8 protein-coding genes are annotated in these 11,711 nt (G+C 54.0%); 2 read left to right on the top strand and 6 right to left on the bottom strand.

All coding sequences use genetic code 11. The annotated features are described in order from the left end of the window. Positions 1–81: 81 nt before the first annotated feature. From ARC85_RS18560 to ARC85_RS18540, 5 genes are all read right to left on the bottom strand, one after another. Positions 82–2,799, bottom strand: coding sequence for a winged helix-turn-helix domain-containing protein (locus tag ARC85_RS18560; protein ID WP_286715780.1), 2,718 nt, complete (start codon positions 2,797–2,799; stop codon positions 82–84). Between the two features lie 145 nt (positions 2,800–2,944). Beyond that, entirely contained in the window at positions 2,945–4,066 is a 1,122-nt protein-coding gene (locus ARC85_RS18555) for a saccharopine dehydrogenase family protein (RefSeq protein WP_286715778.1), read from the bottom strand. A gap of 30 nt (positions 4,067–4,096) precedes the next feature. After that, a complete protein-coding gene (locus ARC85_RS18550; RefSeq protein ID WP_127332567.1) occupies positions 4,097–5,701 on the bottom strand; it encodes an AMP-binding protein in 1,605 nt (534 codons plus the stop codon). A gap of 12 nt (positions 5,702–5,713) precedes the next feature. Further along, entirely contained in the window at positions 5,714–6,943 is a 1,230-nt protein-coding gene (locus ARC85_RS18545) for a thiolase family protein (protein ID WP_127332566.1), read from the bottom strand. A 37-nt stretch (positions 6,944–6,980) separates the two neighbouring features. Further along, positions 6,981–8,216, bottom strand: a complete 1,236-nt coding sequence (locus tag ARC85_RS18540; protein ID WP_286715776.1) for an acyl-CoA dehydrogenase family protein — start codon at positions 8,214–8,216, stop codon at positions 6,981–6,983. Between the two features lie 559 nt (positions 8,217–8,775). On the opposite strand from ARC85_RS18540, the gene ARC85_RS18535 reads away from it, so the two are divergent. Further along, positions 8,776–9,735, top strand: a complete 960-nt coding sequence (locus ARC85_RS18535) for an IS5 family transposase (protein WP_286715775.1) — start codon at positions 8,776–8,778, stop codon at positions 9,733–9,735. Between the two features lie 554 nt (positions 9,736–10,289). Beyond that, positions 10,290–10,796, top strand: a complete 507-nt coding sequence (locus ARC85_RS18530) for a hypothetical protein (protein WP_286715774.1) — start codon at positions 10,290–10,292, stop codon at positions 10,794–10,796. An 80-nt stretch (positions 10,797–10,876) separates the two neighbouring features. On the opposite strand, the gene ARC85_RS18525 is transcribed toward ARC85_RS18530, so the two are convergent. Further along, positions 10,877–11,711, bottom strand: an 835-nt coding sequence (locus ARC85_RS18525) for a transposase (protein ID WP_286715772.1), incomplete at its 5' end; no start/stop codon positions are given.

The following is an 11,711-nucleotide window of genomic DNA, read 5'->3' as shown; positions in this document are numbered from 1 at the left end:
ATGGGTTAGATATGGGATGGATGCGAATGGAGCAGAGACAGCCGCACCCTGGGGCAGGCGCGGCTTAGGAAAAGGTGTTGATTATTGAATAAGACCGCGCCGGCGCGCCTCGGCGAGGGCTTCGGTCCGCGAACGCACATCAAGCTTTTCATAAGCCCTGCGGAGATGCCATTTGACTGTGTTCACTGAAAGAAAGAGCTGTTCAGCAATCTGTTCATTCTTCAGGCCATCGCCAACGAGCGTGAGCATCTGTAATTCCCGATCTGACAGGGGCTCGACAAGGGTGGCTTCGTCTGATGGGCCGCGTATGACTGCTTCATTGGCGGCTTCAAGTAACTGGAGACAATAGGCCCGTCGTTCCCGGAAGCAGGGGGCGGGCTTATTGGCCCATTCCTGGTATAGCGATTTCAGCAAGTCGATGATGGTTCTACCTGAGTCCGCGAAGGTTCTGATAAAGCCGCAGGCCCGCCCCAGGTCAATGGCTTCGGTCAAGGTTTGCTGAGCTGCATCCTGGTTTCCCATTTTCGAAAGGCACTCGGCTTTGAGCAGTAGTACTTGAATCAGGCGGCCGGTCCGGGCACCGGATGCCTCAATCAACTGGGGAAATTGTTGCCAGACGGTAGCAGCATCGCCCTCTTGCAGAGTCTGCCGCAGTGGCACCAGGTCTAGTGCTACCCATTCGCTGACCGGATCCATATAACCAACCCTGGGAGGCTGGCCGGTGTCCGGAGCCATATCGATATCTGCCAGGTAGTCCCTGGCCAGATCGAGTTTTCCTTCAAGTTGCGTGAATCGGACTCTCTGCAACCGCATTGACTGGATAAGCCGGGGCAATGGCCAGCGAATGCCGGCGATTTCCCCTTCATCGAGGCGACTGTAGGCAAGCTCTGTATTACCCTCCGCAAAGGCGATTCTGGCGGACGTAAGGAAACCCAGAATGACAATGTCCGGGGCAACATTCTCCCGGCCCAAGGGGGCGTATTCCTTCAGGAGGTCTTCAGCCGTTGCCAGCTCATTGAGTTCATATAGCAGGTCAATCTCAAAGCCGTTGACGACGCCTTTGGCAATTTCATTGGGAGCCGTACTTTCCGCTTGATCATAGTCAGGACCATGGCCGACATCGCCGGAGATTTCCCTGGCCCGCTGCAACTTACCTTGTGATCTCACCCGCATCGCAGTAATCATATCGGCATAGGCCAGACCCAATGCGCTGTTCGCTTCAAGATGCGATGCCCGTGCCTGAAGTACATGATTCAGAGATGTTTCTGGATTTCCTAGACCGAGTTCGGCGAAAGCGATAATGTTAGAAAGTACCCCCCGCTCAAAGTGGCTTTGATCAGACTGGAGGTGTGAAAGGTTTTGTTTCGCCATCTCACTGGCACGAACCATGTTGTCTTCCGCAGTCATCAACAGTGGTTCCAGGATAGGTATCTCGGCCAATGTTTTATTGACTTCCAGAATGGAGGAAACGTGTTCCATCATGGAACTGTAGCGTTGTGCACTTCCCAGCTCGTGTATCAGAAGATTGGCCAGACAGAGATTCGCGCTCAGTTGATAATGCCCATCCAGAAAGGAGTCCGGTATGTGTTTTGCCAGATCCGAAAGAGTTCGAAGCTGGCCTTTTTCAATTAACGACTTGCTGACATCTTCCAGGATTTCCAGTGCCAATTTGGGGTTATTAGCGGCAATGGCGTAGTGCACCGCCTCAATCCGCGAATTGTGGTTAGCGAACCATCGTGCGGCAGTTTCATGGAGCAAACCGTACTGGTTTGGCATTTGCTGCTTTAGCCGGTTACGGAGAAATTGCCGCATAAGGCCGTGCATCCTGAACCACTTGCGCTCCGGATCAATAGGCTGGATAAATAGACCTTTGCGGCAGAGACTCTGTAGCTGGGTCTGAGCGCCGGATTCCTGGGTCAGGGCTTCACATGCCCCCGCTGTCATCCGATTCAGAATCGACACCTTCAGCAGGAATAGCTGCTGCTCTGTTTCAAGTTGCCGGAACACCTGTGCGTAAAGAAAATCAGCAATCTGCTCAATTTCACCGCTGAGTGCATTGATCCAATCGACGTCTTTCTCCCAGTTGTCCTGGCACAGTAAGGCCAATCGAACACCTGCCAACCACCCTTCTGTTTTGTCGACCAGGATGTCCAAACGTTGCTTGTCTATGCGTCTGGAACCGTGGAGCTCTGTCAACCGGGCAGCTTCGTCGCTGCTCAGTTTCAGGTCCGGCTCGTGCACTTCGAGCAACTCACCCTGCATAGCCAATTTGGAGAGATCCCATGCCGGCCTGGTTCGTGATGCGATCACCATTCGGGCACCGGGGGGGAGGTAATCCAGCATCCAGTAGATCAACTGCTGGGAATCCGGGTTGATCAGATTCTCAAACTCGTCTATGAACAGTATTGTTGGTGCCCCGGACTCGGTCATCAGACTGGTTAGCTTGGCAGCATGGTTACGCGTAATCCGGGTAGGCTCGGGGAGTTGAAGACTGGCAGACTTGTCACTTTGTAATGCGAGAAATAGGTAGGTAAACAGGCGAACCGGGTCGTTATCATCCTCGTCGATCGTTAACCAGGCTGTCACCTGTTTCTGCTGTTGAAGTACCTGGCTCCCCTGGGCCATCAGGGTGGACTTTCCATAGCCAGCCGCAGCGGTAATCAGAATGAGCCTTTTAGGCTGCTTCGTTAGAAGTTTTTCCAGCAAGTGAGGCCTTTCAAGAAGATCGTATCCCCAGCGAGCAGGAGGGGACAGCTTGGTGGCCATAGCCGGATGCAGGTTCTGGTACTCGTTGTTCATGTTGGACCTTCGCAAGATACTATTATTATTGTATGCGATGCGGAATCAAGTGACCTCCACGATGTTGAACAAAGGTCAGCGCAGGATGCCCCGATCCTCTGCCTGAATACAGGAGCAGCCTTGGCTGCTCCTGTTTCACTACCAATCAGTCGGGCAGGTTACAATAGCCCAGTTCGTGGAAGCTCTCCAGCAACTCACGATGCCCAAATGCAACAGCCGCAGACTGGAAACCGGTTGCTTTCAGCTGGCCGGCGAGCAGGCGTTCAGCCGCTTCCGCACAAACTTCCCCGGTCCAGCAATAAGGGGTGGTGAGGCTTAGGCAGAATGTCCGGTTCCCTTGCCGCCCCTGACCGTAACAGACAATCATCGAGCGCCCGACATCCGGGGTGTCCGGTTGGGGCTCACCGGTCGACATATCGTCGCCAATCTCGTTGGTCAGTGCTTCACGCTCCTCTGCAGACAGGCCTTCGGCACGTCGATTGAAATCGTTGATGATCTCGAGGACCTTATTGATCATCTCGTCACCAAAGGCCGTCAACACCTTGCAGTTAATAACTCGAGGATCCTGCTTGAACCAAACCGGCTCGCAGGCTCCCCCCCAGGGTAGGGCGCGATAGGGGGTCATGCGATGGGGAACGACGACGTCATACCCCTGGTCGTTAGGCCAGGCCACGTACTCATCCTGTTTCAGATAGAACTGGCTGTCCGCGTTACCCTGCATCCGCAGGAAGGACTTGGTGGAAGCTTCCGAGGGCAGAGCGTTGTCGATCTGGTAAACCAGCTCCAGGCTGTCGATGCCCTTCGTTTCCAGCACCACCTCGGCAGCAAGCGCACCCGCGGTCCACATATAGGAACAAGCGGGACTCAGCAACAGCCCCTTGTCGGCAAAGGCCTGACCATATTTCTCCTGGATGCCCCGGGTCCAGTCCTGCTCGCCGGTTGTATCGATGTAATGACAGCCTGCCTCGAGGGCGCATTCCACAATTGGCCAACCGATCTGCATGAAAGGGCCGGAAACGTTGATCACCACGTCGACTTTGTCGAACAGTGGCATCAACTCTTCAAGGGTGTTGTTCGCCACCGCGATCCGGGCATTGACTGGCGCCCCGTGGCGATCTTCTACAACCTTTAACGCCGCTTCCAGTTTGGCTTTTGTGCGCCCGGCAAAGTAGAAGGGGATGCCGCGGCGGGCCAGGCGTTCAGCGACAAGTTTGCCGGTGTAACCACTGGCACCATAGATCAGAACATTGGGATCATTGTTGTTCATTGTAGATCTCCTGCTGTAGTTGAAATGCCATTATTGGCTTTGAGCTCGAAAAACCCGGTCTGATTCGGGATCAAACATTTCTATCAGGAAACGCTCCTGGGGTTTTTCCGAAGCGGTTTTGGGAATTTCATCAACAAACTGCAAATAGGTCGGTATGAAGTTTTTCTCCAGTTCCTCTTCGCAGAGCTTGAAGAGGCCTTCCGGGTCTGCGGTTGCATCGGTTTCGGACACAATGGCAGCGACGATGTCCTTTTCTCCGGGGGCGCCCGATACCGCTTCTACGCCGTATACAAACACATCCGATACCCAGGGTTGCTCAGCGATGACCTTCTCGATGAACGCAGGATTGACGAAATCGCCGTTCCTGCGAATGCCACCACCATCGCGGTAGTGGAAGAACAGCCAGCCATCTTCATCCATATGGCCGATATCCCCCATGCGAAGCCAGCCATCGCGGGTTTTTGCCCTGGATGCCTCGGGGTTTTTGAAATAGCGAACGTTGGGAGCAGTACCATCGGCATTGCGGAAGCAGATCTCCCCGGGCGTACCACGGGGGCACTCACGGTCTTCTGCATCACGAATGGTGACCTCCAGCGTCGGTGGAGCTTTACCAATGCTTCCAATGGGGCCTTCGCCCATGGGGTTGAGTGTCAGCCCGCCTTCTGCCGCGCCATAAAATTCAAAGATCTCGACGTTGAAGCGATCTTTGAAGTCGGACCAGATCGCCTTGGGCATACCTGCGCTTATGACATAGCGGACAGGGTTCTCCGCGTCGTCGGGTTTTCTAGGTTCGCTGTATATGGCATTCGTCATGCCACCAAGCAGGTTGAACACAGTGCAGCCATAATGACGGGTGATATCCCAAAGTCGACTCTTGGTGAACTTTCGGCTTATGACCGCCCGTAGCCCCATCTTCAGAGAACAACCAAGTGTCAGGAACTGGGCGTTGGCGTGGGTCAGGGACAATCCTGTATAAGGCCGGTCGGTGCACTCCAGCCCGAGAAATCCTCCCAGTTTTACGATCTCTCCAAATCGGCGATGGGGAGACAGGATGGCTTTAGGATCGCCGGTGGTCCCGGACGTGTAGAGCATCTGCATCGGAGCGTCGGGGTCCGTGGTGCGAATCGGGAGCTGCGGAACCTCGGACAACAAGATGTCATTGAGCGACTGTTCGCTTGTTGATGTGTGGTTTCTGTCCTGAGTGTCCAGCGGGATTACCCATTGCAGTTCGGGTATTTCGTCGATAACGGAATTGAGGTTATCGAAAGCGTAATCGGCGCAGATTGCGCCCTTGCACTCGGCAAATTCCAGCATATATTTCAGCTTGGCCCCTTGTACCCGAGGATCAATGGGGACAAACACCGTTCCTGAGATAGACGCGGCAATCATCGCTTCCACGAACTCCGGATGATTTTGCATGAGCAATGCGAAGCTCTCTCCAGGCTTGAGTCCACGTGCATCCAGGGCCGCGGCAATGCGCTGGGCGTTGTGCCAAAGCTGCGCATAGGTTCTTGTTTCTTCCCGGTACTGCCCATCGGTATCGATGTGGACGAAGGTCAGAACGTCCAGGTTGGCCAGAGTGTCCATTCGGTTGGCAATCAGGTTCGCCAGAATCAGTTCATCACGAGTGTTCATCAGGCATACCTCCTAACGAGCAAGGATGCTGACGACTAGCGCCGCAGCATCGCCATTTATGTATCCGCCGCCGTTTTCCGCGAGCCCAATCCTGGCACCCTCCACCTGGCGGTCGCCGGCTTGCCCCCGAAGCTGCTCGGTCAGTTCCACAATCTGGGCTATCCCTGTAGCGCCAATAGGATGGCCCTTTCGTAACAGCCCTCCTGAGGTGTTAACCGGCACTTTTCCACCCAGTCGGCTGTGGCCTTCTTCCACAAAGCGACCACCTTCGCCTTTGCCGCACAGACCCAGTTGCTCGTAATAAATGAGTTCTGACGGAGCGGAAGCGTCGTGGAGTTCCACACAGTTGAGATCTTCCGGTCCTACCCCGGCCGCGTTGTATGCCTCGCTGGCACACATTTCGGTGATGCCTGGCCCGTCAACGAGGTCCCAACCGCTCCTGAGCACGGAACTGAGGACTTTCACCGGTTGAGCCAGGCCGAGTTCGCGTGCCTTGCGTTCACTGACAATGACAACCGCTGCTGCGCCATCACCAATGGGCGAGCACATGGGCAGGGTGAGGGGATAGGCAATCTCCCGCGATCCGAGTACTTCCTCAATCGTTAACCTGTCGCGGAACTGAGCGCGTTCATTGAGACTACCGTGGAAGGCGTTTTTGGCGGACACGGCTGCAAACTGGGCCTGAGTTGTGCCGTACTTGCTCATGTGCTCCAGGGCCATGGAGGCGTATATATCCATGAACACCGAGCGCTTTGAGCCGGCACCCTCAAGGTCGATACCCATGCCAGCGGCCTGGGCCCGGTCTCTGATGTGTTGCAGAACGCCGTTATAGCTTTCAACATCAACAGCACCGGTAAAGACGGAAAAACTTTTCTGTTTATCCTCATGGAAAAGCTTTTCGGATCCGGTGGCCAGTACGACATCGTAGAGCCCGCTGGTCACCATGGTGCAGGCCTGATTGAATGCGGTCGAGGCCGAAGCACAGGCATTCTCGATATTAACCACCGGGATCTGTCCAATCCCCATGTCGCGGAGCGCAACCTGACCAGGTACGCAAACCTGACCGACAATGATGCCCGCGGCGGCATTGCCCATATACGCAGCCTGAATGTCAGAAGGGGGTAGGCCTGCATCGGCAAGGCTCAGTTTTATCGCTTCCGTAGTGAGGGACTTTAACCCCCGCTCCATATGATTACCGAAACGGGTCATCCCGACTCCGGCGATGTAGGCATTCTGTTTCATAACGTTGTTCCGTTTATCTATCTGAATGGGAGGCGCGTTAAAGGCGCTCAGTGTCCACCAGCATCGAGCCTCCCTTGATGGCCAGCACCTCGTTACAACCGTCCGCGATCAAGCCGGAGCGTGCGTCTCGTAATAGCTTTTCCATGGGGTATTCCCTGGTCATGCCATTTCCGCCAAACATCTGGAGCGCGTCATTAGCCACTTCAAATGCCGTCTGGGTTGCCGTCACCTTGGCGGCGGTTGAGCCCTGCAGTGCCGGAACATCCGTGGTGGCGTTGAATTCCATGACACGACGTACCAACGCCCGGGCAGCTTCAACTTTCCGGAACATATGGAACAGGCGGTACTGAACATGCTGGTGACGGATGATAGGCACGCCACCTTGCTTGCGTTCATGGGCGTACTCCAGGGCTTGCTCATAGGCAGCGCGAGCCAGGCCGACAAACATCAGGGCAACGTGAGGGTTGGCCTCGCTCAACATCTTGTAGGCCAGTTCCTGATAGGAGTCGGGGCCGGCTAGCAGGTTCTCAATAGGGACTTCAACGTTGTCGAAGTAGAGTTCGCCCTGATTCAGACAACGCATGCCCATTTTGTCCAGCGGTTTTCCGCGGCTCACACCTGGCGCATCCAGGGACACGATGACTGCCACGCCGGGCCTGGTCTGGCCATCTACCTCGGCATGGCAAAACAGTGCGCAAACCTCAGCGGTCATTGCTCCGGATACCCAGGCTGATTTCTGACCACTAATGACAACCTTGTCGCCTTCGATTCGGGCGATGCAGTTGGGGCGTCCGTATTGACCTTCGGTCGCCTGCAGGGATCCGCTGGCATCGAGCATGTCGCTGCCGTGGTCCGGTTCTGTAATGGCCCAGCAGCCTCGTTTACCATCGCAAAAATCCGCCATGGCCATATTTCCAGCGAGCATGGAGTACATGACGGGAAAGTGATTGACCAGAATGGCACCGGCCAGACCGGCGTCACCCCAGGCCAATTCTTCCGAGGCAATTGCCAGGATTCGAACACGCTCAACCGGATCCATTTCGGCCATCGCGGTCAGGCTGAGTCCCAGGTCATGGGACTTCTCCAGCACCTCCCACAGTGCGGAGCCGGGAGCTACCACCTCTTCCGGAGTTAATCTGTCCAGCTTGGCACCAGCCGGACGCAGCACGTCCTTGGCAAAGCGGTGCGCATTCTCCTGTACCTGACTCTCCAACTCGGACAGTGGTGATTCAAGTCCGGACAGACCCAACTGAGGTTTAAATTGAACGGTCATAATTCGGTTCCTTGTTGTTGTTTAAATGGCACGACATTGACACCGGATCGGCAAATTGGAGTGCTTCCGGCTTTTGTGTAGGATTCAACCTATCAATGGGTAGAGAGGGGGTAACCATCCCAAAGGATGGAAGTGTCTGGCTGGTCAGAACCATACTTTGGGATAGCTGCATTGGTAAGAAAAGTGGATAGAGTGCTGTGATTCCGGAACGGAAGGACCACCTCAAGCAAAGCATCGAAGCGTTGTTATGTGTCCACTAAAGGAGCGGGACTGCTCCCCCCTTATTTCGGGTCAGGGAAGACCCTCTTTTTTCAGTTTGCACAAAATGCGCAATTCCATCCTTTAAAATGGTCTCTTCTGTTCACTGGGGTCCTAGGTTAAAGGCCAAAAGAATTACAAATTTTTTTCAAGTACAGAGGTTCGAACGGTGTAGCTAGCAAATCTGATGGTGGCGAAAACGTTTATCTAGCAACAAGCGACCTTTCTAGGGAGACTCTGAATAAGTCCCCAAAATCAGCGATAATACGGCCATCATCAACCGCACAGGATCGTTGCCACCATGGATCAGATCACCTTCTCCGAAGCCGAGTACCAGACCAAGAAGCGCAAAACCCGCCGCGAGATCTTTCTGGAACGGATGGACAAGCTGATTCCGTGGAAGCAGCTGGAGAAGAAGGTGGCCCGCTATTACCCCAAGGGTCAGAACGGACGGCCTACCTATCCGTTATCTGCCATGCTGCGCGTTCACTGCATGCAGTTGTTCTACAACCTCAGTGATCCCGCCATGGAAGACGCGCTTTACGAGATCGAATCCATGCGCCAGTTCGCTGGCCTGAAGCTTGATCGTCTGCCCGACGAAACCATGATTCTGAAGTTCCGTCAGTTCCTGGAGCAACATAGCCTTGGCAAGGTGCTGTTCAAAGAAGTGATCAAGCACCTGGAGAAAAACGGCCTGATGCTGCGCGAAGGCAGTATTGTTGATGCCACCATCATCTCTGCGCCCAGCTCCACAAAGAACCGTTCTGGCAAGCGCGACCGAATCGTCGGACCGCCTGAAATGCACCAGACCCAAAAAGGTAACGAATGGCACTTCGGGATGAAGATGCACATTGGTGTCGACGACACACTGGGCCTTATCCACAGTATCGACACCACTGCTGCCAATGTTCATGACCTCGTGCCCTCCAGCAAACTGCTGCACGGCGAAGAGCGTCGAGTCTTTGGTGATGCCGGCTACCTCGGCATACAAAAGCGTGACGAGCACAAACACCGTAGCAATGTGTCTTGGTTCATCGCCAAGCGCCCGGGTTCACGGAAAACCCTGGATGCTGACAAACTGAAAGCCGAGAAAATCAAAGCCAGTATTCGCTCAAAAGTAGAGCATCCGTTCCGGTACATCAAGCAGGTGTTCGGCTACAACAAAGTCCGCTATCGCGGCTTGGCGAAGAATACCAACCGGCTGCACTTGCTGGCCGCGTTCAGCAACCTGCTGATTGGCGAAAAATACATGCTGGCGTAGGGCCAGCGTGCCTGTTTTCCGCCTAAATGGCGGGAAGCGGGCAAAAAACACACAAATAACGGGAAAATACTGTCTGAATTTCCCGATTTATGCCAGCTCAAGCGGATGCTGGTGAAAAGCGGCGGTTATTCAGACCTTCCCTAGTAAACGAAAATCAAAAGTTTGCCGGCACAGGCGGCGTGAGTGCCTATAACGTCCAAGCTCGGTTTGTTCCTACCTTTAAAGATATGTGTACCGGACAAGTAGAAATCTCGCGCTTTGGTGATGGTCGGCCTGCGCGCCATCTCACCAGATTGATGGTTTGCCCGAGACCTAGATGACCGAGAAGGATCCGACGGCGTGGATGGTTAAACTCAAAGCCACCGTTGTGTCTGGATTCGTTCGATTTGGACCTTTCTACACCGAGCAGGAAGCCTAGGATTTAATGGGTAAGCTCGCGCCTTGAACATGTCCATCCTTTGGGATGGGTACACCTCATACGGGCCTTGATATTTTTTTGCTACCTATCACACAAACAATTATTAGGTGAATATCATGAATACCAAAGTTCCAGCATGGGCAAAAGTCCTTGGTTCAGTGCAATCTACTTTGATTTGGGAGTTTCCCGGGAAAAAACGATCAAGGTTGCTTGGTCAGTGAATCTCCACAAAATCATTACGCTGTTTCTCATTTTGGCGATGATGTTCTGGTTTGATAATTTCACAACGGGCGCCTGGATTTACCTGGCCATGCACGGGATATATGGGTATTGCTGGCTTATTAAAGATCTTGGATTCCGGGACCACCGGCTGGAAGCAAAAACAAGCATAGGTGGAGCTGTAATGCTTTATGTCGTTCTCATCGGATGGTATTGGATCATTCCCTATATTTTTATCTCTCAACGAGTCGTACCAACCAATATCGAACTATTTATTGCTGTCTGCCTTCACACCTTGGGCGTGGTAACGAGGCTGTATAAAAACCCAAAAATGAGCGAGCATTCCACCGCCTACGATCTCGTTTGTTTTAGCCGGCCAGTTCGCCCAGCAATTTCCAGTTTCCGGATTGATTGCCCGCTATAGACCTCAATCCCGCTATTTCAGTGTTCAAGCACTCGTAACCTTGTGCCCGGGGCGTTTCAGGACGGATTGCCTTCCTCCGTTCACGCAGCCATCTGCCCATAATTCGCCAGTTTCTCAATATTGTGCACCAAGCAATACAGCTGCCATTGCCCCTGCACTTTTCGCTTTCCACGTAGGCTAAAACGGTTCAGGCGTTTGGTTGTGCCAATATTGCCGAACACTGGTTCCACCACCGACATGCGGTGGCTGTAGATTTCTTTGCCTTGCGGGCTATCTACCCGATGCTTCATCCAATCCGTGTAGTTCGGAAGCCGTTTGTTTGCGATGGTGAACGAGACTTGCCGCCCGGAACCTGTGCGGTGGTTAGCTGACGCCGGATTTTGCATACATCGATGTTTCTTTGGGCAATGCCTGCACTGGAGCAGACGGCCCTCGAATTGCACCCGAGTCTTACCGTTCTCGGTTTCCCGTGTGCCTTGGTAACTAATGGCGTTGCCTGCCGGACAGATACAGGTAAGACTCACAGGATCGAACTGGAATTCACTCGCCGGAATGATGTTTTTCCAACCGGTTTTAGGCGGATTCTGGTGCCGTTTTCCGTACTTGCCTTTCTGCTGCGCGAACTTGGGGTCCCGGCTTCGGAATTTGTTGTCCGGCACGTAGCCATTGATCTGCCGTTCATGCAGGTACTTCATGTTGGCTTCGTTGGCGAAGCCGGTGTCGGCGGTAACGGTGGTGCCTTGCTGGTAGATACTGTCAGCGATACCCAGCTTTCTGAAGCGAGCTTCCACGCTCTCCAGTACCGGTTGCAGGGTGTGGTGTTCCTGGCCTTCGCCAAAGGCCTGGGCATCAATGATGATCTGGTGTTTCTTGTCCACCGTGGCCACGCCGTTATAGCCCTGGATCGTGCCCTTG

Source organism: Marinobacter sp. tcs-11 (assembly GCF_002049515.1).
Classification (GTDB): Bacteria; Pseudomonadota; Gammaproteobacteria; order Pseudomonadales; family Oleiphilaceae; genus Marinobacter; species Marinobacter nauticus.
Note: the sequence above shows the minus strand (reverse complement) of the source record. Positions and strands in the feature narration are given on the sequence as shown.